At 69.1% G+C, this 23,379-nt stretch carries 24 protein-coding genes; 20 read left to right on the forward strand and 4 right to left on the reverse strand.

From position 1 onward, the window contains the following. Nucleotides 1–5 precede the first annotated feature (5 nt). From ACIQK7_RS08440 to ACIQK7_RS08505, 14 genes are all read left to right on the forward strand, one after another. Complete coding sequence (locus ACIQK7_RS08440) at nucleotides 6–983, forward strand: phosphotriesterase (RefSeq protein ID WP_403023261.1); 978 nt, start codon at nucleotides 6–8, stop codon at nucleotides 981–983. Nucleotides 984–1,036: 53 nt separating this feature from the next. Beyond that, nucleotides 1,037–1,669, forward strand: coding sequence for a TetR/AcrR family transcriptional regulator (locus tag ACIQK7_RS08445; RefSeq protein ID WP_403023264.1), 633 nt, complete (start codon nucleotides 1,037–1,039; stop codon nucleotides 1,667–1,669). 230 nt (nucleotides 1,670–1,899) lie between these two features. Further along, on the forward strand, nucleotides 1,900–2,718 hold the full coding sequence (locus tag ACIQK7_RS08450) for a hypothetical protein (protein ID WP_403023266.1): 819 nt from the start codon (nucleotides 1,900–1,902) through the stop codon (nucleotides 2,716–2,718). Between the two features lie 50 nt (nucleotides 2,719–2,768). Further along, a complete protein-coding gene (locus tag ACIQK7_RS08455; RefSeq protein ID WP_403023268.1) occupies nucleotides 2,769–3,773 on the forward strand; it encodes a Gfo/Idh/MocA family protein in 1,005 nt (334 codons plus the stop codon). Between the two features lie 42 nt (nucleotides 3,774–3,815). After that, complete coding sequence (locus ACIQK7_RS08460; protein WP_403023270.1) at nucleotides 3,816–5,402, forward strand: D-alanyl-D-alanine carboxypeptidase; 1,587 nt, start codon at nucleotides 3,816–3,818, stop codon at nucleotides 5,400–5,402. Between the two features lie 31 nt (nucleotides 5,403–5,433). Continuing rightward, nucleotides 5,434–6,012 carry an isochorismatase family protein gene (locus ACIQK7_RS08465; protein ID WP_403023273.1) on the forward strand — a complete coding sequence of 193 codons (579 nt, stop codon included), beginning with the start codon at nucleotides 5,434–5,436 and terminating at the stop codon, nucleotides 6,010–6,012. Nucleotides 6,013–6,091: 79 nt separating this feature from the next. Then, nucleotides 6,092–6,874, forward strand: coding sequence for a CoA transferase subunit A (locus ACIQK7_RS08470; protein ID WP_403023276.1), 783 nt, complete (start codon nucleotides 6,092–6,094; stop codon nucleotides 6,872–6,874). 2 nt (nucleotides 6,875–6,876) lie between these two features. Beyond that, nucleotides 6,877–7,554, forward strand: coding sequence for a CoA transferase subunit B (locus ACIQK7_RS08475; RefSeq protein ID WP_403023279.1), 678 nt, complete (start codon nucleotides 6,877–6,879; stop codon nucleotides 7,552–7,554). Then, entirely contained in the window at nucleotides 7,554–8,342 is a 789-nt protein-coding gene (locus ACIQK7_RS08480; protein ID WP_403023282.1) for a VOC family protein, read from the forward strand. The genes ACIQK7_RS08475 and ACIQK7_RS08480 overlap by 1 nt, the downstream gene beginning before the upstream one ends. 4 nt (nucleotides 8,343–8,346) lie before the next feature. Beyond that, the gene (locus tag ACIQK7_RS08485; RefSeq protein WP_403023284.1) at nucleotides 8,347–9,159 is read left to right on the forward strand and encodes a TrmH family RNA methyltransferase; all 813 of its coding nucleotides are present in this window, start codon (nucleotides 8,347–8,349) and stop codon (nucleotides 9,157–9,159) included. Nucleotides 9,160–9,181: 22 nt separating this feature from the next. Continuing rightward, nucleotides 9,182–9,937, forward strand: a complete 756-nt coding sequence (locus tag ACIQK7_RS08490) for an SDR family oxidoreductase (protein WP_403023287.1) — start codon at nucleotides 9,182–9,184, stop codon at nucleotides 9,935–9,937. 53 nt (nucleotides 9,938–9,990) lie between these two features. Further along, nucleotides 9,991–11,178 (forward strand): acetyl-CoA C-acetyltransferase, encoded by a 1,188-nt coding sequence (locus ACIQK7_RS08495; protein ID WP_403023290.1) that lies wholly within the window; start codon nucleotides 9,991–9,993, stop codon nucleotides 11,176–11,178. Nucleotide 11,179: 1 nt separating this feature from the next. Next, a complete protein-coding gene (locus ACIQK7_RS08500) occupies nucleotides 11,180–11,959 on the forward strand; it encodes a crotonase/enoyl-CoA hydratase family protein (protein ID WP_403023293.1) in 780 nt (259 codons plus the stop codon). 3 nt (nucleotides 11,960–11,962) lie between these two features. Beyond that, the gene (locus ACIQK7_RS08505; protein ID WP_403023296.1) at nucleotides 11,963–13,150 is read left to right on the forward strand and encodes a thiolase family protein; all 1,188 of its coding nucleotides are present in this window, start codon (nucleotides 11,963–11,965) and stop codon (nucleotides 13,148–13,150) included. A gap of 4 nt (nucleotides 13,151–13,154) precedes the next feature. Here the strand turns inward: ACIQK7_RS08505 and ACIQK7_RS08510 are convergent, their stop codons facing one another. Both ACIQK7_RS08510 and ACIQK7_RS08515 read right to left on the reverse strand, forming a co-directional pair. After that, entirely contained in the window at nucleotides 13,155–13,658 is a 504-nt protein-coding gene (locus ACIQK7_RS08510) for a MaoC family dehydratase (protein WP_403024017.1), read from the reverse strand. Then, nucleotides 13,655–14,236, reverse strand: coding sequence for a PadR family transcriptional regulator (locus ACIQK7_RS08515; protein WP_403023298.1), 582 nt, complete (start codon nucleotides 14,234–14,236; stop codon nucleotides 13,655–13,657). Before ACIQK7_RS08515 ends, ACIQK7_RS08510 begins: the two co-directional genes overlap by 4 nt. A gap of 176 nt (nucleotides 14,237–14,412) precedes the next feature. On the opposite strand from ACIQK7_RS08515, the gene ACIQK7_RS08520 reads away from it, so the two are divergent. Genes ACIQK7_RS08520 through ACIQK7_RS08530 form a run of 3 tightly spaced genes read left to right on the forward strand, consistent with a single transcriptional unit; the run spans nucleotide 14,413 to nucleotide 17,269 of the window. Continuing rightward, nucleotides 14,413–15,492 carry a type III polyketide synthase gene (locus tag ACIQK7_RS08520; RefSeq protein WP_325210892.1) on the forward strand — a complete coding sequence of 360 codons (1,080 nt, stop codon included), beginning with the start codon at nucleotides 14,413–14,415 and terminating at the stop codon, nucleotides 15,490–15,492. Beyond that, nucleotides 15,492–16,172, forward strand: coding sequence for a methyltransferase domain-containing protein (locus tag ACIQK7_RS08525; protein ID WP_403023301.1), 681 nt, complete (start codon nucleotides 15,492–15,494; stop codon nucleotides 16,170–16,172). The genes ACIQK7_RS08520 and ACIQK7_RS08525 overlap by 1 nt, the downstream gene beginning before the upstream one ends. Next, a complete protein-coding gene (locus ACIQK7_RS08530; RefSeq protein WP_403023304.1) occupies nucleotides 16,172–17,269 on the forward strand; it encodes an FAD-dependent oxidoreductase in 1,098 nt (365 codons plus the stop codon). The genes ACIQK7_RS08525 and ACIQK7_RS08530 overlap by 1 nt, the downstream gene beginning before the upstream one ends. Before the next feature lie 198 nt (nucleotides 17,270–17,467). On the opposite strand, the gene ACIQK7_RS08535 is transcribed toward ACIQK7_RS08530, so the two are convergent. Next, a complete protein-coding gene (locus tag ACIQK7_RS08535) occupies nucleotides 17,468–19,318 on the reverse strand; it encodes an ABC transporter ATP-binding protein (RefSeq protein ID WP_403023307.1) in 1,851 nt (616 codons plus the stop codon). A 92-nt stretch (nucleotides 19,319–19,410) separates the two neighbouring features. Here ACIQK7_RS08535 and rarD point away from each other — a divergent pair, with 92 nt between their 5' ends. Both rarD and ACIQK7_RS08545 read left to right on the forward strand, forming a co-directional pair. Further along, entirely contained in the window at nucleotides 19,411–20,337 is a 927-nt protein-coding gene (gene rarD, locus ACIQK7_RS08540; protein WP_403023310.1) for an EamA family transporter RarD, read from the forward strand. Between the two features lie 91 nt (nucleotides 20,338–20,428). Then, a complete protein-coding gene (locus tag ACIQK7_RS08545) occupies nucleotides 20,429–21,028 on the forward strand; it encodes a helix-turn-helix domain-containing protein (protein WP_403023313.1) in 600 nt (199 codons plus the stop codon). Between the two features lie 4 nt (nucleotides 21,029–21,032). Here ACIQK7_RS08545 and ACIQK7_RS08550 read toward each other — a convergent pair whose 3' ends face one another. Beyond that, nucleotides 21,033–21,695, reverse strand: a complete 663-nt coding sequence (locus tag ACIQK7_RS08550) for a DUF1028 domain-containing protein (RefSeq protein WP_403023316.1) — start codon at nucleotides 21,693–21,695, stop codon at nucleotides 21,033–21,035. A 160-nt stretch (nucleotides 21,696–21,855) separates the two neighbouring features. Between ACIQK7_RS08550 and ACIQK7_RS08555 the strand changes: the two genes are divergently transcribed. Further along, nucleotides 21,856–23,373: an ABC transporter substrate-binding protein gene (locus ACIQK7_RS08555; RefSeq protein ID WP_403023318.1), complete on the forward strand. Its 1,518-nt coding sequence runs from the start codon at nucleotides 21,856–21,858 to the stop codon at nucleotides 23,371–23,373. The last annotated feature ends 6 nt before the right edge of the window (nucleotides 23,374–23,379 follow it).

The raw sequence follows: 23,379 nt of genomic DNA on the forward strand, positions 1-23,379 counted from the left end.
CAACGATGACGGTGCGCACGGTTCCGACGTTCACCGGTGAGGTGATGCCGCAGCAGCTCGGCATGACACTCATCCACGAGCACGTGTTCGTGATGCACCCCGAACTCGATGTGAACCTGCCCCATCCCGAATGGGATGAGGAGCAGGCCATCGAGCGGGCCGTCGCAGGGTTCGAGCGCCTCCATGCGCTCGACGTGCGCACCGTCGTCGACCTCACCGTGCTCGGCCTCGGCCGAGACGTTGAGCGGGTGCGGCGGGTTGCCGAGCGTTCGCCCGTGCAACTCGTTGCCTCCACCGGCTACTACACGAGTGACGTGCTGCCGCACTTCTTCCGCACGCACGGTCCCGGCTCCCTCGTCGGCGGCGAGGACCCCCTCGTGGAGCTGTTCGTCGGCGACATCGAGCGCGGCATCGCGGGCACGGGCATCCGCGCCGGCATGCTCAAGGTGGCCTCGGATGCCGAGGGCATCACGCCGGACGTCGCGCGCGTCTTCCGCGCGGCGGCCATCGCGCACGAGCAGACGGGCGTGCCCATCACGACCCACTCGCACGCACCGTCGCGAGGGGGACTCGAGCAGCAGGACCTGCTCGAGCGGCTCGGTGTGCCGCTCGACCGCGTCGTGATCGGCCACAGCGGCGATTCCGAGGATCTCGACTACCTGCGCGAGCTGGCCGCACGCGGCTCCTTCCTTGGCTTCGACCGCTTTGGAATGGAGCACATGGGTTCGGATGAGACGCGCATCCGCAATCTCCTCGCCCTGATCGAGGAGGGCTACACGCGGCAAATCGTCGTGTCGCACGACGCCGCGTTCTTCAGTCGGGTGACCCCGCCCTCCTGGCGTGCCGCCACCACCCCGAACTGGCACATGGAGCACCTGTCGCGCACGGTGCTTCCCCGACTTCGGTCGGAGGGTCTCGACGACGCGACGATCGAGCAGCTCATGACCGACAACCCTCGGCGCGCACTCTGCGGCGACGATTAGACGCGACCCCCTGCCTGCCGGGCTGGGAAGTCCCTGAGAACTATGGTGAAACCGTGACCGAAGCTCCTGTGCGCCGCCGAGATCGAGAGCGCACGCGTTCCGAGTTGCTGCGCGTGGCCACTGAGGCGTTCGCCGAGTTCGGTTACGACGGCACGAAGGTCGACGAGATCGCCGAGCGCACGCACACGACGAAGCGGATGATCTACTACTACTTCGGGAGCAAGGAGAAGCTCTACATCGCGGTGCTCGAGAACGCGTACCGCGGCATTCGCGAGGCGGAGCAGTCGCAGCACGTCGGCGACCTCGAACCGGTCGAGGCGGTGCGGCGCATCGCCGAGCTCACCTACGATCACCACCGCAACCACACCGACTTCATTCGGCTGGTCTCGATCGAGAACATCAATCACGGCCGCTTCATTCGCCGCCTGGACTCGCTGCGAGAGCTCAACCAGCCGGCGCTCGGCCTGCTCGAGGATGTGCTCGAGCGAGGGAGGCTCGACGGGAGCCTGCGCTCCGACGTCGATTCAATCGACGTGCACCTCATGATCAGCTCGTACTGCTTTTTCCAGGTCGCGAACCAGCACACCTTTGGCTATCTCTTCGAGCGCGACCTCATGGCCGAGGATCGACGCGACCATTACCGCGATCTCATCGGGGATGTGGTCGTCGCCTGGCTTTCGCGCTAGGCCCCGATCCTGCTCCCGTCCTCGAAATGGGGGACAACTTGGGGGACTCATTCGGATGCCACCGCGGCTTCGTTAGGAGATCTGTACCGCAGTTGCGCCCCAATATGGGGCACATCCGGTATATCTGTACCCCGATTGGCTTGAACGGCGTACCCCGATCGACCTAGAGTCGACCCAACGCCGAAAGGCGCTACGGGGTACAACTGAGATACCAGCGAGGGGAGCAGCGCATGAAGCGTTCAGCGCTCCTCGTCGCCGCCTTCAGCGTCATCATGACGGTTGCCCTTCCCTTCGTTGGCGGTGGCGGCCCGTCCCTCTTCTCAGCGACGCGCGCGGAAGCCGACCAGACGCAGGTCCCCACCTTCGCCTCAGACCCCGCAGCCGTCGCCGAATCGCCAGCGACGGATGCCCGCCCGCTCGTCGCCGCGCGTCCCGCCGCAGAGCTCGCGAGCGACACGGAGCACCTCGCGCAGCGCCCCATCCCCGCCGTCGCGGCCGTCGAGACGGCCGAGCGCCGCACCGCGGTCGAGGCGGTTGGGCTCGCCTGCCCGACTGCGGCCGGGGGCACCGCCGCAACGGCGCCCGCGCGCACCGCGGGCGGCGGCGTCATCACGGGCACCACAACGGCCGACCTCGCCGCCTTCGCGGCGCAGTACAACGCGATCCGCATCGCCAACTGCCTCCAGCCCGTGCCCTCCGAGAACTTCCGCTACGACTCCTGCATGGAGGACCGACTCGTCTGGATGGCCGAGGACCCGAGCGACGACCCGCTGAGCGCCTGGGGTCACATGGGGTCTGTGCGCAGCGACGGCGTGCCGAGCGTCGGCTGCGACGGCAACCTCGCGGGCGGCAGCGGCGACACCGGTGCATCCGTCGCCGACAAGTGGTGGAGCTCGGGAGCCCACCGCGCCTCGCTCTACAAGCCCGGCTACGAGGGGGCGATCGCGGGCGTGTGTGTCTACTTCGCGGCGACCCACGGCGGCGTTGGCGCGACCTTCAACGAGGCGCCCAACTTCATGCGTGCCGCGGCCCGCTGGGGCGGATGCTGAGCCGGTAGCCTTGCGTCGAGCTCCATGGCGGAGCACGAAGGAGCGATCGGATGTCACTGCGCTGGGGAATCCTCGGACCGGGTGGTATCGCCCGCGCCCAGACCCGCGACCTGCTCGCCAACCGTTTCACGGTCACGGCCGTCGGCTCCCGACGGCTCGACTCGGCCCAGGCCTTTGCCGCTGAATTCGGTATTCCTGCCGCGCACGGTTCCTACGCCGAGCTGGTCGCGGACCCCGAGGTCGACGTCGTCTACATTGCGACGCCGCACCCGTTCCATGTCTCAGCCGCGCTGCTCGCGCTCGAGGCAGGCAAGCACGTGCTCGTCGAGAAGCCCTTCACGGTGACGGCGGCGGATGCCCGTGCCGTCGTCGACCTCGCACGGGAGCGTGGTCTCGTCGTGCTCGAGGCCATGTGGACGCGCTTCCTGCCCCACATGGTGCGCATCCGTCAGAGCATCGCGGCCGGCGAGCTGGGAGAGATCACGACCCTCATCGCCGACCACAACCAGTTGCTGCCCTCCGACCCGGCGCACCGGCTGCAGGACCCGGCCCTCGGCGGTGGTGCGCTCCTGGACCTTGGCATCTACCCCGTCTCGTTCGCGCACGACCTCTTCGGCACGCCGACCGGTGTGCACGCGAGCGCGACCTTCACGCCGACGGGCGTCGATCGCCAGACGGCAGTCGTGCTGGAATTCGAGGGCGACCGTCGCGCCGTGCTCCACACGGCCCTCGACACGCTCGGCCCCAACACGGCATCGGTGATCGGCACGCTCGGGCGCATCGAGATCGACTCCGTCTGGTACACGCCGACGAGCTTCACCCGCTACGACAGCGGGGGCGCGGTGGTCGAGCGCCATGAGGCGGGCCAGGGGGATCACTCGGCTCCCGGCAGTCGCGGAATGCAGTGGCAGGCATGGGAACTCGAGCGGCTGGTGGCCGAGGGCCGCACGGAATCCGAGCTGCTCAGCCCGGATGAGTCTGTGCAGATCATGCAGACACTCGACACCATCCGCGAGCGGATCGGGCTCCGATACCCCATGGATGCCGACGGATAGTCGGCATTCCCCCGAACGAGGGCCACCCACTACTATGAGCGGGTGATCGAGCAGGAGACGCCCCCGAGTCCCCGCCGCGAGGCCAGGCGCCGCGCGCCCTCGAGGGCACCCCTCGCGCAGGCCTCGTCGTGGTTCGCGGCCAGACCTCGCGCGGTTCTCGCGGTCGCCGCCGGCGTCGTCGTGGCGGCCATGGGCACGGGCGCTGTCGCGGCCGGTGCCACCTCGGCTCGCACGCCCGCAGCGTCGATCGCGGTGCAGGCAGAGGCGCCCGAGGCCCGGGTCGTCCCTGAGCTTGCCGCCGCGCCCGTCAAGGCGCGCACCTGCGCCGTCGATACGAGCGATCCGGCGTTCGCGAGGCTCGGGGCATCCGTGATCAACGTCACGACGGGCGAGCAGCTCCTCAGCCGCGGCGGGGATGAGCCCGCGGCATCCGCTGCCCTTCACAAACTGCACACGGCTGCCGTCGCCCTCAAGACCCTCGGCCCCGATACCCGACTCGCCACACGCGTCTATGAGGGCAGCATCAAGGGCAGCGTCGTGATCGTCGGCGGGGGAGACCCCACCCTCAGCGCGCTGCCCGAAGGTGTCGAGGGCGTCTACCCGGGCGCACCTCGTATGAGCGACCTGGCCAGCCAGACGCGGGCCTCCCTCGACCGGCTCTATCCGGGCGAGCCGCGGCGCGGTGGCTGGTTCGACCGCCGCGACGACGATGAGGAGGAGGAGCCGGCCGAAGAGGGCGGAGAGGAACGGCGCGACATCTGGGACCTCCTGGATCGCGAGCGGGAACCGGACTGGGAGGTGACCCAGGTCGTCATCGATGCCGGCATGTGGGCGCACGGCGACAAGTGGGATGCCACCTGGCCAGCCGCAGACTCCGGCGAACAGGCGAACATCCTGCCACTGATGGTCGACGGCGATCGCACCGACCCGGCCATCGTCGCGAGCGCGCGCACGGGCGACCCTGTCGGCACCGCGACCGCCGCGTTCATCGGTGCGCTGGGACTATCAGCTGCGCCCGAGGTCATCCACGGCGGGGCAATCACCGACCGGCCGCTCCTCGCCGAGGTGTACTCACAGCCCGTCTCCGTGCTCGTGCAACAGATGCTGCTGCTCGACGACAACACCCTCGCCGACATGCTCGCTCGGCTCTCCTCGAAGGCGATCGGTGGCGACGGTTCGGCCGCCTCGCTGCAGCAGCTCTATGAGTCGGCTCTCCTCGACCACGAGATTCCGAGTGACGGCTTCGTCGCCAAGGACGGCTCCGGCCTCAGCGTCGAGAGCGCAGCGCACCCCACGCAGACCGCGCGGCTCCTCGCCGTCATCGCCTCGGGCTTTCCCGGTCTCGAACCCGTCCACGCGGCGCTCCCCGTCGCGGGGGTGTCCGGGCCAATGGCGCACCGCTTCAGTGGCGAACTCTCGGCCGTGCATTCCGCATTCGGCGGGGTCGGAAGCGCGGGCGACGCGGCAACGACGCTCGGCGGCATCCTGACGGCAGCCGACGGCACGGTGCTCGCACTCGCGCTGCAGTCGACGGGGGAGGTCTCGAGCGCCACGAGCGTCGCGCTCGAGAGCTTCGTCGCCGAGATTCATGCCTGCGGCGACAACCTCGCCGACGTGGCGGCGCCCTAGCTCGGCGCTGCGAACGCAATAGGATAGCGGTATGTCCCGCGCTCTGTTCATCATCGACGTGCAGAATGACTTCACCGAGGGCGGAGCCCTCGGGGTCGACGGAGGAACGGCCGTCGCGCAGGGCATCACCCGCTTCCTCGCGGCGCACGGCGAGCGCTACTCCGAGGTCTTCGCATCCCGCGACTGGCATGACGCCGAGGGCGACAACGGCGGCCACTTCGCCCTTGAAGCGGCGCCCGACTTCATCACGACGTGGCCCGTGCACTGTGTTGCAGGCACGCCCGGCGCTGAGTATCACCCCGAGCTCGACACGAGTGCCGTCACGGTGCACGTGCGAAAGGGGCAGGGCGTGCCCGCCTATTCGATCTTCGAGGGAACGACGGATGCCGGTGAGACGGTTCCCGAGGCGCTCGCAGCCCGCGGCGTGACCGAGGTCGATGTCGCCGGCATCGCCACCGACCATTGCGTGCTCGCGTCGGCATCCGACGCTCTCAAGGCGGGTCTCGGCGTGACCGTCTTCACCGACCTCGTCGCGGGCGTGGCCCAGGAGCCGAGCGAGGCAGCGCTTGCCGAGCTGGAACGCGCCGGGGCGATCATCCGCACGTCCTGAACACTCGCGAAGCACTACGGCTTCGCACAGAACCACCAGAAGGTTGACGCCGTCTCGGCGCCAGAAAGGACCACAACCGATGGACAAGACCTGCGCCTCCGCCGCGGAGGCCGTCTCCCGCATCACCGAGGGCTCGTCCCTCGCGGTGGGCGGGTTCGGCCTCGTCGGCGTTCCCATGGCCCTCATCACCGCCCTGCGCGACCAGGGCACGGGCGGCCTCGAGGTCGTCTCCAACAACTGTGGGGTCGACGGCTGGGGGCTCGGCGAGCTCCTCAGCAACAAGCGCATCCGTCGCGTCATCGCGTCGTACATCGGTGAGAACAAGGAGTTCGGCCGCCAGTACCTGAGCGGCGAGATCGAGGTCGAGCTGACCCCGCAGGGCACCCTCGCCGAGCGGCTTCGCGCCGGCGGTGCTGGCATCCCCGCCTTCTTCACGGCGACGGGCGTCGGCACGATGGTGTCTGAGGGTGGCATGCCCTGGCGCTATGACGCCGAGGGCAACGTCACCACGGAGTCACCCGCCAAGGAGGTGCGCACCTTCGACTCGCTCGGCACGGAGCGTGAGTACGTGCTCGAGAAGGGCATCCGCACCGACTTCGCGCTCGTGCGCGCCGCAAAGGGCGACCGCCACGGCAACCTCGTCTTCGAGAAGTCGACGCGCAACTTCAACCCGCTCGCCGCGATGGCGGGCCGCGTGACGATCGCAGAGGTCGACGAGCTGGTCGAGCCGGGCGAGATCGACCCCGATGAGGTGCACCTCTCGGGCATCTTCGTCGACCACATCGTGCAGCTCACGCCGGAGCAGGCCAACGACCTGCCCATCGAGAAGGTCACCGTGCGCGACCGCCAGGAGGAGAACTGATCATGGCATCCGAGCTCAAGAAACTCAGCCGCGACCAGATGGCGTTCCGCGCCTCGCTCGAGCTTGAGGACGGCATGTACGTCAACCTCGGCATCGGCATGCCGACGCTCATTCCCAACCACCTCCCGGCCGACAAGACGATCATCCTGCACTCGGAGAACGGCATCCTCGGCACGGGCCCCTACCCCTGGCGTGGTGAGGAGGACCCCAAGCTCATCAATGCGGGCAAGGAGACGGTCACGACCCTCCCCGGAGCCTCCTTCTTCGACTCTGCGCAGAGCTTCGCGATGATCCGCGGTGGCCACATCAATGCCGCCGTGCTCGGTTCCATGCAGGTCGCGGAGAACGGCGACATCGCCAACTGGGCCGTGCCGGGCAAGATGGTCAAGGGCATGGGCGGCGCGATGGACCTCGTCAATGGTGCCGACCGCGTGATCGTGCTCATGGAGCACGTCGCGAAGGACGGCAGCCCCAAGGTCGTCGAGCGCTGCTCCCTGCCGCTCACGGGCAAGGGCTGCGTCGAGCGCATCATCACCGACATGGCGGTCATCGACGTGACACCTGAGGGCCTCGTGCTTCGCGAGGTCGCCCCCGGCATCACGGTCGATGAGGTCGTCGCGGCGACCGGTGCGAAACTTGCTGTGCCGGAGGCGCCCGCGGTGATGCGCATCGCCGCATAATGGCCGAACCGGTGGTCGACACGGAGCGCAGGAGTGGCGCGATCACGTGGGCCGGGTTGGTGACACCGGATGCTGCGGTGGCGGAGGAGTTCTACGCCGCGGTGCTGGGGTGGCGCTTCATGTCGTCGAGCCTGCTCCTCGACGTTCCGTTCGATGTTCGCGTCGCCACCGCTGGATCGGTGCCGGTCGCCTCGATCCAGCAGGGTATTGAGGAGCTGGAGTTTCCAGCGGTCTGGAACGCCTACTTCGCGGTCGATGACCTCGATGATGCCGTCGCCAGGGCGAAGGCGAACGGCGCGATCGTGCTGGCTGAGCCGTTCCAAGTCGGGGGTGGGGAGGAATCAGCCGGCTCTGTCGCGTTTCTCCTGGATCCGAACGGCGCGGGCTTCTGTCTCTGGCAGACTCCTGGCGATCTTGCACCCGTGTCGCGTGCAGAGCCGGGATTCATCACCTGGACGGTGCTCTACGCCGACGAGACGCTGGCGGGTGCCGATTTCTACGCCAAAACGCTCGGATGGCAGATCGACGAGCCGAGTCCACTCGACGACTATCGGCTCGCGAGGCTGCCAGACGGCTCCCGCGTTGCGGCCGTTCGACGGCTGCAAGAAGGGCAATTGCCGTGTTGGCGAACGTACTTCTGTGTCGCGGATCTCGACGCCGCGCTGATGGCTGCCGTCACGCGTGGCGGGACGGTGCTCACGCCGCCGTCGCGCATCCAGGACGGACGCATGTTCGCGATTGTTGCCGACCCCTCGGGTGCACGATTCGGAATGATGCAGGCCGACTGAGACCATGCCCGTCATCCGCGTCGACTCCCTCGGTGACCCGCGGCTGGCCGACTTCGCGCATCGCACGGATGTCGCGCTCAAGAAGGCGGGCCACAACGGCGACCCGAGCGGAGAGCTTGGCCTCTACATCGCGGAGTCGGCGATCGTGCTCGAGCGGGCGCTGCGGGCCGGCCACCGCCCGCGCGCGGTGCTCGCGCTCGGCGGCTCGGTCGAGGAGGCGCAGTCGCTCGTCGGCCCCGACGTGGACATCTTCAGCGGCCCCGGCGAACTCCTCGCCGAGCTGACCGGATACGCGCTGCACCGGGGCCTCATCGCGTCGATGGAGCGGCCCCGGCTGCCCTCGGTGCCGCGATTGCTGGCGGATGCCTGCCGCGTCGTCATCATCGAGAACGTCGTCGACCCCACCAATGTGGGCGCCATCTTCCGCTCGGTCGCCGGCATCGGCGCCGACGCCGTGCTTGTCACCGAGCGCTGCTCCGACCCGCTCTATCGCCGGGCCATCCGGGTCAGCATGGGCACCGTGCTGCAGGTGCCATGGACGCGTATCGGGCCCTGGGATTCCGCGCGGCGGGAGCTCGCGGCGTCCGGCTTCCACATCGCCGCGCTCGCGCTGACGGACGACGCCGTGGCGCTGCGCGACTTCGCGGCGGCGGCGCCCGAGCGGGTCGCCCTCGTCGTCGGCACGGAGGGGGAGGGCCTCACGCCCGAAGCGCTCGCCGCCGCCGACACCGTCGTGCAGATCCCCATGCGGCACGGCATCGACAGCCTCAACGTGGCGGCCGCCTCGGCCGTCGCGATGTATGCGCTCGCACTGTAGCGAGCCAGACGGAAGGAGACACATGAAGATCGAGGGAACCACCGCCGTCGTCACCGGCGCAGCGTCGGGACTCGGCGCTGCCACGGCCGAGGCGCTCGTCGCGGCGGGCGCGCACGTCGTCGGCCTCGACCTGCCGTCGCAGGTCGAGAAGGCAGACACGCGCGATGGAGTGAGGCTCGTGCCGGCCGACGTCACCTCGGAGGAGGATGTCTCGGCCGCACTCGCGACGCTTGACGCGCAGCGTCCCCTGCGCGTCGTGATCAACTGCGCCGGCATCGCCCCCGCGCGGCGAACCCTCTCCTCGCGGGGACTGCACGAGCTGGATCTCTTCCGCCGCGCGCTCGAGGTCAACACGCTCGGCACCTTCAATGTGCTGCGGCTCGCCGCCCAGGTCATGGCCGAGCAGCCTGCCGACGACGGCGGGCAGCGGGGCGTCATCATCAACACCGCGTCGGTCGCGGCCTACGAAGGCCAGATCGGTCAGATCGCCTACGCCGCATCGAAGGGTGCCGTCGTCGGCATGACCCTCCCCGCCGCCCGCGACCTCGCCCGCTACGGCATCCGGGTCAACACGATCGCGCCCGGCATCGTCGACACGCCCATGATGGCGTCGCTCGGGCCGGAGGTGAACGCGTCACTCGCCGCGGGCATCCCGTTCCCGCAGCGCCTCGCGCGGCCCAGCGAATACGCACAGCTCGCGCTTATGCTCGTTGAACACGACTACCTCAATGGCGAAGTGGTGCGCATGGACGGCGCACTGCGGATGCCACCCCAGTAGTCCGACATGACAGTGACGTCGACGAGGTCGTCGGCAGCGAAGGCAGGTACACAGTGACAAGCGTGATCGTGGCGGGAGCCAGGACCCCGGTGGGCAAGCTTCTCGGATCGCTCTCGGGGTTCTCCGGGGCGGAGCTTGGGGGTGTCGCGATCCGCGGCGCTCTCGAGCGAGCGGGGGTTTCAGGAGACGACATCGAGGCGGTCGTCATGGGGCAGGTGCTCACGGCAGGGGCTGGCCAGATGCCGGCACGTCAGGCAGCCGTCAAGGGCGGCATCCCCATGAGCGTGAACGCCCTCACCGTCAACAAGGTGTGCCTCTCGGGCATCCAGGCGATCATCGTGGCCGACCAGTACATCCGCACGGGCCTCTACTCGACGGTTGTTGCCGGCGGTCAGGAGTCCATGAGCAACGCACCACACCTGCAGAATGCCCGCACGGGCCACAAGTATGGCGCCCTGACGATGGCCGACCACATGGAGGTCGACGGCCTCTTCGACGCCTTCACACAGCAGTCGATGGGGCTGCTCACCGAGAAACGCAATGACGGCGACGGCCTCTCGCGCCAGGAACAGGATGCGTTTGCCGCTCGTTCACACGAGCGCGCCGCCGCCGCGCACGCCTCTGGTGGGTTCGCCGACGAGATCGTGCCGGTGGAGGTGCCCCAGCGCAAGGGAGACCCGATCGTCGTGGATCGGGACGAGAGTGTGCGCCCTGACACGACGGTCGAGTCCCTCGCGGGCCTCCGGCCTGCCTTCCGCGCAGACGGCACCGTCACGGCAGGCAACTCCTCTCCCATCTCCGATGGGGCCTGCGCGCTCGTCATCATGAGCAAGGAGGAGGCGGAGCGTCGCGGCCTCGAGTGGATCGCCGAGATCGGTGCGCCCGGCATGGTTGCCGGACCGGACTCGACCCTGCAGCAGCAGCCTGCCGCCGCCATCCGCGATGCGTGCCGCCGCGAGGGCATCGACCCCTCGGAGCTCGACCTGATCGAGATCAACGAGGCCTTCGCCGCCGTCGGCATCGCATCGACGAGCGAGCTCGGCATTGACCCCGAGAAGGTCAATGTCAACGGTGGGGCGATTGCGATCGGCCATCCCATCGGCATGTCGGGGGCGCGGATTGTGCTCCAACTGGCCCTCGAGCTTCGGCGCCGCGGAGGCGGCATCGGGGCCGCCGCCCTCTGTGGGGGAGGCGGGCAGGGTGACGCCCTCATCATCCGGGTTCCCAAGGCAGGAGAGTGACATGACAGACAACAACGAGGTTGTGCTCGAGCAGCGCGGCCATGTGCTCATCATCCGCATCAACCGCCCGGAAGCGCGCAACTCCATCAATACGACGACGGCGCGCGCGCTCGGCGTCGCCCTCGAGAAGCTGAATGACGACCCGGAGTTGCGCGTGGGGGTGCTCACCGGCACGGGTGTGGCGTTCTCGGCGGGGCAGGACCTGAAGGCCCTCGCGAACGGCGAGGCCGTCATGGAGAAGCCGGAGTGGGGGTTCGGTCAGTGGGTGCGCCACTACTGCAAGAAGCCCCTCATCGCGGCGCTAAACGGCTACGCCTTCGGTGGCGGGCTCGAGCTCGCGCTTGCCTGCGACCTCATCGTTGCGGCAGAAGGGGTTGCCCTCGGCCTCCCGGAGGTCAAGCGTGGCCTCTTCGCGGCGGGCGGCGGAGTGCCGAGGCTCGTGCAGCAGTTGCCCGAGAAGGTGGCCATGCGCATGGTGCTCACGGGTGAGCCGATCATGACCAATGATGCCCAGCACTGGGGCCTCGTCAACGAGGTCGTCGCCGCAGACGAGGTGCTCGACACCGCCCTGGAGCTTGCGGAGCACATCGCCCAGAACGCGCCGGTCGCGGTGCAGGCAAGCAAGCGCATCGTCGCCCTCACGACCCACTCGGGCACGTGGGAGCCCGAGGCGTGGGAGGTCATCACGGAGGAGTTCGAGCGGGTGTTCGGCTCGGAGGACGCCAAGGAAGGTGCGCAGGCATTCGCCGAGAAGCGCGAACCCATCTGGAAGGGCCGCTGACCGGTGGAGAGTGCCGTCATCGTCGATGCCGTGCGCACGGCCTCGGGCCGGGGAAAGATGGGCGGCGCACTCTCGGGTGTGCACCCCACCGACCTGCTCGCGACCGTGCTCGCATCACTCCTGGAACGCAACGGTCTCGACTCCGCCCAGGTCGACGACGTGCTCATCGGATGCGTCAGCCAGGTCGGTGACCAGAGCAGTAACATCGCGCGCGGGGCCGTGCTCGCCGCTGGTTTCGACACCGCGGTGCCTGCGGCGACGATCGATCGCCAGTGCGGATCCAGCCAGCAGGCGGCGACCTTCGCGGCGCAGGGCGTCATGAGCGGTGCCTACGACATCGCGATCGCGGGCGGCGTCGAGTCGATGAGCCGTGTGCCCCTCGGCACCGCCGCTGCCGGTGGCAGCCCCAACGGTGAGCGGATGCGCGCCCGCTACCCCGAGGGGCTCGTCAACCAGGGCGTCTCCGCTGAGCTGATCGCCTCGAAGTGGGGATTCTCTCGGGAGGAGCTTGACGAGTTCGCGGCCGAATCGCACCGTCGGGCCGCCGAGGCCAGTGGGCACTTTCAGTGCGAAATCCTGCCCGTGACGGTCGCTGCCGAGGATGGCACCACGACTGTCGTCGATCGCGACGAGACCGTGAGAGCGGGCACGACCGTCGAAGGTCTCGCAGGGCTCCAGCCGGCGTTCCGCAACGACCGCATGGTCGAGCGCTTTCCCGACCTGGAGTGGTCGATCACGCCGGGCAACTCCTCACCGCTGACCGATGGCGCATCCGCTGTGCTGGTCATGAGCGAGACGATGGCGAAGTCGCTCGGCTTGCGGCCGCGAGCCCGGTTCCACAGTTTCTCGGTGGTCGGTGATGATCCGCTCTTCATGCTCACCGGCCCGATTCCGGCGACGCATCGCATCTTGAAGCGGTCAGGACTCTCCTTCGGCGACCTCGATGCCTACGAGGTCAATGAGGCCTTCGCCTCGGTGCCGCTCGCCTGGGCTGCCGAGTTCGGCGCCGACCCGGCGAAGCTCAATCCGCGCGGCGGGGCCATCGCGCTCGGGCACGCGCTCGGGTCGTCGGGCACCCGGCTTCTCACGACCATGCTGCACCACCTCGAGGCGACGGGCGGGCGCTACGGGCTCCAGACGATGTGCGAGGGCGGCGGCATGGCGAACGCCACCATCATCGAACGACTCTGAGTTCCTACTCCGCTGGCCTCCGCAGCATGAGCGCTGAGCGGAACGCCCTGCACACGAGTTCTCCGCGCTGGTTGAAGCCGTCGTGGCGGAACTCGACGATGCCCGCATCCGGCCGTGATTTCGACTCGCGCGCCTTCGTGACCTCGGTGACCGCTCGGATCGTGTCGCCCGCGAAGACGGGGGCCGGGAACTCGATGCTGCCGAAGCCGAGGTTCGCCACCGTGGTGCCGAGCGTGAGTTCCGGCACGCTGAGGCCCACGACCGTGCTGAGGGTCAGGAGCGAGTTGACGAGGGGCTGACCGAACTCCGTCTTGGCGGCGAACTCGGCGTCGAGGTGCAGCGGCTGCGGGTTCATCGTCATGGTCGAGAACTGCACGTTGTCGGACTCGGTGAGCGTGCGCTTGATCGCATGATGGGTCACGGCACCCACGGGGAGATCCTCGAACCAGGAACCGAAGCGTCGTTGCGTCATACGGTCAACGCTAGCCGTGCACGGCTTCGCTGTCAGGCCTTGCGCGGGCGCCCGCGCTTGGGTGGTTCGGTGTCGAAGGGCACGTCGAGGGGAGCCCCCGCGGCTCGGGCGGCCCGGATGCGTTCCGCGACGTGGTCGAGCCACCGCACCTCCGTCTCGGCCTCGAAGATGATGGCGTCGGCCGCGAGTTGGGGGCCGAGCCCAGCGCCGTCAGGGGTAACGGACCGGGCGAGTTGCTGCAGTCGCTCGATGGCGGCGTGACGCTGGAGGGCGAGCATCCGTTCGATGTCGACGCCGGGGAGTGTCGAGGCGATCGCGACCTTGACCGCGAGATCGCTGCGGGCGGGTGCATCCGCCTGCTCGGGGGTGCTGAGCCAGCGCTCCACCTCGGCGCGGCCGGCGGCGGATGCCTCGTAGAAGATGTGTCCGTCGGCATCCGTCTGCTCGCTGCGGGTGACGAAGCCGTCGCGTTCGAGCGTCTCGAGCACCTTGTAGACCTGGCCGACGTTGAGGGGCTTGGGCGCTCCCGTGCGGCGGTCGAACTCGGCCCGCAGCAGGTAGCCGTAGCTGGGCTGCTGCGCCAGCATCGCGAGGATGCTCATCCGCACCGACATCGTTACCCCTTTGCATGCTCGGTATATGTATTCACAACATACACATAAGTCGCGGGCTCGTCCAACTTTCAGAATTCAGGACCGTACCGGGAGGAGGTGTTCCGCGCGGGATCGTTCCTCTACGGTCCTGAATTCTGAAAGTGCCGCGCGCAGGTGCCGGTGGTAAACACGGGAACATGCCCGCCATCATCGCCCTCGAGACCCTCGTGCCCGACACGGTCCTCCACCAAGACGCCGTGCGCGACGTCTTCGCCGCCCAGCCGGGATTGGGCCGGCTCGCCCAGCGGCTCGTGCCGGCAACCTTCGACAACGCCGCGATCGAGACTCGCCACAGCGCGATCGCCGAGATGTCGTGGGAGAGCGACAGCGACGATCCGCTCTTCTTCGATTCGAAGTCGGGGCGGCTGCTCGTGCCCAGCACGAAAGCGCGCAACGACCTCTATGCCGAGGAGGCTGGTCGCCTCTATGTCGAGGTCGCGCGCAAGGCCACCGAGGGCATCGAACGCGACCGCATCACCCACGTCATCACGGTCTCGTGCACGGGCTTCTTTGCCCCCGGCCCCGAGTACCTGATCGCCCGCGAACTGAAGCTGCGTCCCGGCGTGCAGCGCTACCACCTCGGATTCATGGGCTGCTACGCCTCCATGCCGGCCCTGAAGCTCGCAAAGCAGCTCGTCGACGCCGACCCCAACGCGGTCGTGCTGGTCGTGAGCGTCGAGCTCTGCACGCTGCACGTGCGCACCTCCGACGACCCCGACCAGATCGTCGCGGCATCCCTCTTCTCCGACGGCGCGGCCGCCGCGGTCGTCGCGGCGGAGACCGTGGCTGGCGGATGCTCCCTCGACGCCTTCGAGAGTGTCGTCACCCCGGTCGGCGAGGCCGACATGGCGTGGACGATCGGCGACGAGGGCTTCGAGATGGTGCTTTCGAGCTACGTGCCGAAGATCATCGGGCAGTACATCGAGGGGGCGCTGCAGCCCCTCTTCGCCCACGCGCCTGTGCCCGAGATCGAGCACTGGGCCGTGCATCCAGGTGGCCGCAGCATCCTGGACCGCGTCGAGAGCACGCTGGGGCTGAGCGAGGCCCAGCTCGTGCCATCGCGAGAGACGCTGCGCGACTACGGCAACATGAGCAGCGCGACCGTGCTGTTTGTGCTCAAGCACATCCTCGGGTCGGCGCAGCCGGGGGAGCGGGTGTGCGCCATGGCATTCGGTCCGGGCCTGACGGTCGAGTCCGGCCTCTTCACGGCGACGTGATGCACGACCTGCGCCGGCGCGCGACCCATCTCGCCGAGTTCATGGACGACCCCGACTGCGATCGGCTGATGCTCGACCGCACCTATCGCCGCTTCACCTACGTGAACGCGGTCGTGTCGGGCTGGCGGGCGACCTATCGCGATGTCATCCGCCCCCTGCTCAGCTCCACCGAGCCCCGCACGCTCCTCGATGTCGGGTGCGGCGGCGGCGACCTCTCCCGCGCCCTCGCGCGCTGGGCGAAACGCGACGGCGTGCGGCTCGAGGTGACGGGAGTGGATCCGGATGCCCGTGCTCACGACTACGCGACCTCCGTGCCGTCCCACGGGGTGCACTTCGTGGCCGCCCGGGTCGAGGACCTCGAGGAGCACTACGACTTCGTCATCTCAAACCACGTGCTGCACCACGTCGACGACCTCGACGGCTTCCTGGAGGCGACGCACGCGCGCGCCCGGGTCATGACGATTCACGCCGACATTCAGCGCAGCCGCTTCGGGTACCTCGCATTCGCGGCCGGCACGACACTCGCGTGGCCGATGCTGCGCGGCTCCTTCATCCGGCCCGATGGGCTCATCTCCATCCGCCGCTCCTACACGGCCCGCGAGCTGCGTCGCACTGTCGGTAGCGGGTGGCGGGTGATCCGCCGGTTTCCGTCGCGGTACCTGCTGTTGAGAGTCGCGTGATGCACGACGTCGCGATCGTCGGCGGCGGGCCCGTGGGCATGTTGTTGGCCGTGCTGCTCGCGCAGGAGGGCCGCGACGTGGCCGCCTTCGAGGAACGTGACACGATCTCGCCGCGCGCCCGAGCCATCGGTATCCACCCGCCCTCCGTCGAGGCGCTCGCCGAGGCAGGCGTGGAGGTTCCCGCACACGGCCGCCCCATCGCCGATGGGGTTGCCATGGCCGACGGGCGTGTGCTCGGCGCAATGCCCCTCGCTGGTGTCTACGCCCTCGCCCAACAGCACGTCGAGCGGATGCTGCGCGCCCGCCTTGCCACGCTGGCGCCGGGTTCACTGCGGCTCGGGCGGAGGGTGTTGGGCCTGCACCCGGTGTCGGGCGGACACCGGCTCGATGTGGAGGGCGGCGCCGCAGCATCCGCTCGCCTCGTCGTCGCGGCGGACGGGCTGCGCAGCACTATCCGTGAACTCGTGGGCGTCCCGGTCGTGCGACGTCGCGGGGTCGCGCACTACCTGATGGCGGATGTCGACGGGGATGCGCTCGGCGACCGGGCGCTGCTGGCGTTCGAGCGGGAGGGGGTCGTCGAGTCGTTCCCGCTGCCAGGTGGTCGTCGGCGCTGGGTCGCGCGGGTTGCCCCGCCCATGCCCGAGGCAGACTTCGAGGCGCTTGCCGCAGTCGTGCGGGCCCGCACCGGGCGCGTGCTCGACTCGCCCTCGCCCGTCAGCGCCTTCACGGCCAAGCAGGGCCTCGCTGCCCGCACGGTTCACTTTGGTTCCAGCGATGCTGCTGTCGTGCTCATCGGCGATGCGGCGCACGAGATCAGCCCGATCGGCGGACAGGGCCTCAACCTGGGCTGGCTCGAGGCGCGGGCGCTCGCTCGTGTGCTGACGGGCGGGCCGGGCACGCGCGATGCGCTCGCGGCATTCGAGGCAGAGCGGATGCGTGCCACGCGTCGCGCGATCGCGCAGGCGGCGTTCAACACGGCGATGGGCCGTGCCCTGTCGCGGTCGGGGCACGCCGCTCGATCGCTCGCGATCCGCTCGCTCGGCGCTCCGCCCCTCGCGCGGCACCTCGCGGACGCCTTCACGATGCGCACCCTCTGACTTTCATAACTCAGGAGGACTCGCGCCGGCGCCCGCGCCATCCGGCCGCGGCGCTCACTTTTCGGCGGCACGCGCGTGCGCTGGCACGAGCATCCCGCCGAAAAGCGAGCGCGGCGCGCCTACGGTATTGCGCGGGGCGAGTAGGCCGCCCGCGGCCGTACCGAAACCCCGTCGAGGCTCCGATACCTGCCGCACCAGCTACACGAGCAGCTGGTGCTTCGCGAGGTCGCGGTAGAGCGGCGTGCTCGCCACAAGCTCGGAGTGCGTGCCCTCGCCGACGACGCGGCCCTTCTCGAGCACGATGATGCGGTCGCTGTCGACGACGGTCGAGAGCCGGTGGGCGATGACGATGAGCGTGCGGTGCTCCGCCACGGCGTCGATCGCCTCACGCAGCAGCTGCTCGTTGAGCCCGTCGAGCGAGGAGGTCGACTCGTCGAGCAGCAGGATGGGCGGGGCCGCGAGGAGCGCCCGCGCGATCGCGAGCCGCTGGCGCTCGCCGCCCGAGAGCATGACGCCGTCTTCGCCGACCTGCGCGTCGAGGCCGGCGGGGTTACGCTCGAGCACCCCGGTGAGGTTGACGGATGCGAGCACCTCGATGCACGCGGCATCCGTCGCGTCCGGGGCACCGAGGGTGAGGTTGTCGCGGATGGTGCCGGCGAGCACGGGGGCGTCTTGCTCGACGTAGCCGATGCGGGCGCGGAGTTCGTCACGGTCGAGCGAGCGGATGTCGCGGCCCTCCATGCGCACGGCGCCCGCCGTCGGGTCGTAGAAGCGCTCGATGAGGGCGAGGATCGTGGACTTGCCGGCGCCCGATGGGCCGACGAGGGCGATGCGCTGCCCACGGGGAACCGTGAATGACACGTCGTGCAGCACGGTGCGGTCGTGGCCTTCGGTCTCCGTGAGCACGGCGTCCTCGCCGAGTTCGGCGACGAGCAGCTTCTCAGCCTCGGTCTTGTGGGCCGACTCGGGGTAGGAGAAGTGCACGTGGTCGAAGGTGATGGCGTCGTCGGTGGCGACCGGCGGGAGCGGCGCTGCGGCGGCATCCTCGTCCCGTTCGCTCGGCAGGTCGATGATCTCCTGGATGCGGCCGAGGGCGCCGAGCGCCTGGCTGACGGACGTCACGGCGCCGAAGGCGAGGCCGAGCGGGCTGATGAGCATGAAGAGGAAGAACACGAACATCACGAGTTCGGCGATGCTCGTCTCGCCCGCCGCGACGCGGAAGCCGCCGATGCCGAGCACCGTGATGAGCGACACCTGCAGGGCGATGCCGGCGACCGGCACGACGAAGGCTGAGACGTTGGCGACCTTGATGCCCTTGCTCCAGGCGGCGCGCGCGTTGCCGTCGATGGTCTCGTTCTCGCGCTCGGTCGCACCCGCGGCACGGATCGTGCGGATGGCGCTCAGCGCCCGCTCGACGGCCGCGGCGAGGTCGCCCACCTTCTCCTGCTGCTGCTGGCTGGCGCGACGGATGCGACCCGAGAGGCCGCCGACGACGGCGATCGATACGCCGATCACGAGGACTGTGAGGCCGAGCAGCACGGGGTCGAGGATGAGCATGGCGATGAGGGCGCCGATGAAGATGAGCACGCCGCCGATCGCGTCGACGAGTCCCTGCGTCATGACGGCGTAGAGGAGGGTCGTGTCAGAGCCCACGCGGGAGACGAGGTCGCCCGTGCGGCGGGTGTCGTATTCGCGGATCGGCAGGCGCAGCATCCGTGAGATGAGGCGGCGGCGGGCCGACAGCACGATGCCGGTACCGGTGCGCTGCAGGAGCCAGTGCTGCACGCCGCTGATGATCGCGGCGATCACGACGAGCGAGACGAGCACCCACACGAGCCCGCCGAGGGTCTCGCCGGACTGCACGGCGGTGATGACCTGCCCGATGAGCAGCGGCTGCACGAGTGAGGCGATGGCGCCCAGGATGCTCAGCACGATCACGACGGCGAGCACGGGCTTGTGCTCCGCGAGGTAGGGGAGCAGCTGGCTGAACTTCGCCCTGGGCCCCTCGGGTGTTCGCTTCTTGCCTCGTGCGGGCGCGCTCATGCTCATGCTGTTCAGCTCCGGGGATCGGTGGCGCGGTCGACTGCGGCGCCGCAGTCAAGTCTACGAGCGCCTTCCCGTGAGCCTGAGACAATGGGGAGGTGACGCATCCCTCCCACAAGGCCGAGACGCAGGGCCGCGGCGTCATCGCGTCTGTGGTCGCGTCGGTGCTCTTCGGCGCCGTGTACTTCATTCCGGCGGCGCTCGAGGGAATGACGGATGCCGAGGCGGTGTCGTGGCGCATCGTGCTGACGGTCCCGTTCATGGCCCTGCTGCTGCTGGCGATCCGGTCGTGGGCATCCGTGACGGATGCGTGGGCTCGCCTCCGCGCGAAGCCCTGGCAGGTGCTCGTGCTGGTGCTGAACGCCGCCCTCCTCGGACTCCAGTTGTGGCTCTTCGCCTGGGCGCCCATGTCGGGGCACGGCCTGGATGTGGCCCTCGGGTACCTCCTGATGCCGTTGACCATGGTGGTGGTGGGGGTGCTGCTGCACGGCGAGAAGCTCGGCGGCGTGCGCATCGCGGCGGTCGCGGCTGCCGTCGTGGGCGTGGGGGCCGCGTTCTTCACCTCGGGCGGCCTCTCGTGGGCGACCTTCGCGGTCGCGCTCGGCTATCCCCTGTACTTCACGATCCGCAGGGCGATCAGGGTCGATACCCCCGGCGCCATGTGGATCGAGCTATTGGTGCTCTTCATCCCATGCCTGTGGTTCGCGGTAGGCCCCGGGGCCTCGGATGGTGAGCGGCCGTGGCTCATGCTCATCGTGTTCGGGGCGCTCAGCGCGGTCGCGCTCACCCTTTACATCGTGGCGAGCCGCTTCCTGTCGTTCAGCCTCTTCGGGTTGCTCAGCTATGTGGAGCCGATCGTGCTCGTGTTCGTCGCCCTGCTCCTGCTGGGGGAGTCGATCGAGCCCTCCGAATACCTCACCTATGCGGGCATCGGCTTGGCGGTGCTGCTGCTGGTGCTCGAGGGGCTGCTCGTGGCGCGGCGGGAACGTCGACGCTTCGGCGACACGCCCCTGCCGCCCGGCTGACACCCCCCTCTGCGCGGCTGGCGACCAGCTCCGCACCACACACCCGTGTGGGGGCATCCGTCTTCTTCGCCGCCGCCCCTAGTCTGGTGTGATGGCTGGGCCAGAAGAATCGCACGCGGATGTCGACCTGGAGATCGCGGCACTTGGCGCGCTGCTCAAGGCGGAACGCAAGCGCCAGGGGCTCAGCGTGCAGGCGCTCAGCTCGCGCTCGGGTGTGAGTTTCGGCCTCATCAGCCAGCTGGAGCGGGGCCTCGGCAACCCATCCTTCGCGTCGCTGCACCGCCTCTCGACCGCGTTGGGCGTGCCCATGGCGACCCTGCTGGGCGGCGACTCCTCGGGCGACGGCGCGGTTGTGCGGGCGGGGGAACGGTTCGCAATCCCCACCCCGGCAGGGCCCGAGCATCAGCGGGTCGTGCGCGAGCTCATCACCCCTCGCGGCCACACGACCATGCAGCTCATCCGCAGCACCCTGCCGCCCGCTTTCTCCAATGAGGGGCAGCCGTTCCGCCATCTGGGCACGGAGTGCGTGCTCGTTGAGTCGGGTTCCTTGCGGGTCGTGCACGGCGATCGCGAGGTCATCCTCGGCGAGGGTGACGCGATGACCTACGGATGCTCGGTGCCCCACTGGTGGGCGAATGCCTCCGACGGCACGACGGTCGTGTTGGGCGCCGTGAGCCCCTTCGAGGCCTGACGCGTTAGGCGCGGAACTTCAGGTCGAGCATCCGGTCGAGCTCGTCGAGCGGATGCCCGTGGTCGTCGACCCGCAGGTCGACCGTGAGGGCGGGCGGCCAGTCGGGGTCGCGCTCTCCCGTGGCAATCTGCAGTGCGGCGCTCTGTTGCCCGCGGCGGTCGCCCCCTGCCGCGAGGCCGGCGCGGAGCGCGCTGACGGCGCGTCGGGCGAGGTCGTGCGCCGCGGCATCCGCCCCGCTGGCCAGGAGCGAGTCGACGAGGGGCGAGGCGGTGAGGGAGGCGAGCATCCCGTCGACGACCTCGGGGCCCGCGAGGAGGTTGCCGAGCACGAGAATCCCTGGGGCGGAGCGGTGGCCGGCCCAGTCGCTGCAGTCGCCGCCGGTGTGCGCGGCGTGCGTTCCCTCGGCGGCCAGGAGCCCGACCTGGCGGTGGGCGGGGTCGGCGTCGAGACGAGGGAGCTCGGCGAGGGCGGCCGCGGGGCTGTGCCCGGATTCGAGCATCCGCAGGAGTGGGCCGCGGAGGCGCGTGTTTGTGTAGGCCTGGCTCACGACGGCACCGATGCCGGGGAGCACCGCGGGCACCGCCTTGCCGACGGCGAGGGAGTAGCTCGCGGTCGCGACGGCGAGCGTGCGGCTCGCGGGGTGGGCGAGGAGCAGGCTGTAGGTCATGGGTCCTTTCGCGGCCGGATGTTGCGATCGTGTTTCTTTGCCTCGCGGGCCTTGTCCGCCCGATCAAGCTACTCCATAATGATGCAAACATCAGTAGATTGATCGAAATGGCCGGACGGTCGCAGTCGACCGCTCACCCGAGAGCTCGGAGGACACCCCCATGAAGTCACGAATGCTGCTGGCGGGCATCGCCATGACGGGCGTCGCCGCCCTGGCCGCCTGCTCCACGGGGGAGGGGGTGGACCTCGACGGCGCGGATGGCCGCGTGCTCACCGCCGCAATCGCGGGCGAACCAGACCAGCTCGACCCGCACAAGACCACCTCGTACTTCTCGTTCCAGGTGCTCGAGAACATCTATGACACCCTCGTCGAGCCCGACGAGAACCTCGAGATGCAGCCCGCGCTCGCCGAGGACTGGGAGCTCAGCGACGACCAGCTCACCTGGACCTTCGAGCTGCGCGAGGGCGTGACCTTCCACGACGGCTCCGAATTCACCGCCGATGACGTGGTCTACTCCTACAACCGCATCATCGACGAGGAGCTCTCCAACGCGTGGCGCCTCTCCGCCATCACCGACATCACCGCGACGGATGACACGACCGTCGAGATCACGGTCGCCCAGCCGACCCCCAACCTGCTCTCGAGCCTCGGCGGCTTCAAGGGCCTCGCGATCGTGAGCGAGGAGAACGCGACGAGCGGCGACATCTCGACCGCCCCCATCGGCACGGGCGCCTTCTCGCTCGAGAACTACACCTCGGGCGACAGCATCGAGCTCGTCGCCAACGAGGACTACTGGGGTGGCGCCCCCGAGATCGCGGGCGTCACCTTCCGCTTCATCTCGGAGGGGTCGACGGCACTCGCCGCCCTCAAGAGCGGCGACGTCGACTGGACCGACTCCATCCCAGCCCAGCAGGTGCAGGGCCTCGAGGGCGACGACACCATCGTGCTCGGCCAGAACCCCAGCAACGACTACTGGTACCTCGCCATGAACCAGGCCAAGGAGCCGTGGAACGACGTGCGCGTGCGCCAGGCCGTCGCCTACGCGATCGACCGCGACGCCATCGCGCAGGTCACGAGCTACGGCACGGCCGAGGTCAACCAGCTCGCGATCCCCAAGGCCAGCTCCTGGTACAGCGAGTACGACACCTACAGCACCGACGTGGACCAGGCCAAGAGCCTCATGGCTGACGCGGGCGTGCCCTCCGCCGAGATGGAACTGCTCGTCTCCTCCGACTACCCGGAGTCGGTCGCGGCCGCCCAGGTCATCGCCGACAACCTCGCCGAGATCGGCATCACGGTGAGCATCTCGAGCCCCGACTTCGCGAGCTGGCTCGACGCGCAGAATGCGGGCCGCTTCGACATGCTCATGATGAGCTGGCTCGGCAACATCGACCCGGATGACTTCTACTACGCGCAGCACCACAGTGCGGGTGGCAGCAACGCGCAGGGCTATGCCAACCCGGAGGTCGACGCGCTCCTCGACGAGGCCCGCACCGAGACCGACACGGATGCTCGCAAGGCGCTCTACGACGAGGCTGCGGCGCTCATCGCCGACGACGCCAGCTACATCTACCTCTATAACCCCTCGGTGATCCAGGCCTGGTCGCCCGATCTCGAGGACTACGAGGCGCGCGGCGACCGCGCCATCCGCTTCAAGAGCGTCTCGTTCAGCGACTGACATCCG

It is taken from the genome of Salinibacterium sp. GXW1014 (genome assembly GCF_044769865.1).
Classification (GTDB): Bacteria; Actinomycetota; Actinomycetes; order Actinomycetales; family Microbacteriaceae; genus Homoserinimonas.

Excerpts from the sequence above, each read along its gene's own strand:
- ACIQK7_RS08455 (WP_403023268.1), top strand. The coding sequence starts at position 2,769 with ATGTCACTGCGCTGGGGAATCCTCGGACCGGGTGGTATCGCCCGCGCC.
- ACIQK7_RS08550 (WP_403023316.1), bottom strand. The coding sequence starts at position 21,695 with ATGACCTACAGCCTGCTCCTCGCCCACCCCGCGAGCCGCACGCTCGCC.
- ACIQK7_RS08480 (WP_403023282.1), top strand. The coding sequence starts at position 7,554 with ATGGCCGAACCGGTGGTCGACACGGAGCGCAGGAGTGGCGCGATCACG.
- ACIQK7_RS08440 (WP_403023261.1), top strand. The coding sequence starts at position 6 with ATGACGGTGCGCACGGTTCCGACGTTCACCGGTGAGGTGATGCCGCAG.
- ACIQK7_RS08465 (WP_403023273.1), top strand. The coding sequence starts at position 5,434 with ATGTCCCGCGCTCTGTTCATCATCGACGTGCAGAATGACTTCACCGAG.
- ACIQK7_RS08520 (WP_325210892.1), top strand. The coding sequence starts at position 14,413 with ATGCCCGCCATCATCGCCCTCGAGACCCTCGTGCCCGACACGGTCCTC.
- ACIQK7_RS08490 (WP_403023287.1), top strand. The coding sequence starts at position 9,182 with ATGAAGATCGAGGGAACCACCGCCGTCGTCACCGGCGCAGCGTCGGGA.
- ACIQK7_RS08470 (WP_403023276.1), top strand. The coding sequence starts at position 6,092 with ATGGACAAGACCTGCGCCTCCGCCGCGGAGGCCGTCTCCCGCATCACC.
- ACIQK7_RS08525 (WP_403023301.1), top strand. The coding sequence starts at position 15,492 with ATGCACGACCTGCGCCGGCGCGCGACCCATCTCGCCGAGTTCATGGAC.
- ACIQK7_RS08500 (WP_403023293.1), top strand. The coding sequence starts at position 11,180 with ATGACAGACAACAACGAGGTTGTGCTCGAGCAGCGCGGCCATGTGCTC.
- ACIQK7_RS08485 (WP_403023284.1), top strand. The coding sequence starts at position 8,347 with ATGCCCGTCATCCGCGTCGACTCCCTCGGTGACCCGCGGCTGGCCGAC.
- ACIQK7_RS08555 (WP_403023318.1), top strand. The coding sequence starts at position 21,856 with ATGAAGTCACGAATGCTGCTGGCGGGCATCGCCATGACGGGCGTCGCC.
- ACIQK7_RS08475 (WP_403023279.1), top strand. The coding sequence starts at position 6,877 with ATGGCATCCGAGCTCAAGAAACTCAGCCGCGACCAGATGGCGTTCCGC.
- ACIQK7_RS08535 (WP_403023307.1), bottom strand. The coding sequence starts at position 19,318 with ATGAGCATGAGCGCGCCCGCACGAGGCAAGAAGCGAACACCCGAGGGG.
- ACIQK7_RS08515 (WP_403023298.1), bottom strand. The coding sequence starts at position 14,236 with ATGTCGGTGCGGATGAGCATCCTCGCGATGCTGGCGCAGCAGCCCAGC.
- ACIQK7_RS08450 (WP_403023266.1), top strand. The coding sequence starts at position 1,900 with ATGAAGCGTTCAGCGCTCCTCGTCGCCGCCTTCAGCGTCATCATGACG.
- ACIQK7_RS08545 (WP_403023313.1), top strand. The coding sequence starts at position 20,429 with ATGGCTGGGCCAGAAGAATCGCACGCGGATGTCGACCTGGAGATCGCG.
- ACIQK7_RS08530 (WP_403023304.1), top strand. The coding sequence starts at position 16,172 with ATGCACGACGTCGCGATCGTCGGCGGCGGGCCCGTGGGCATGTTGTTG.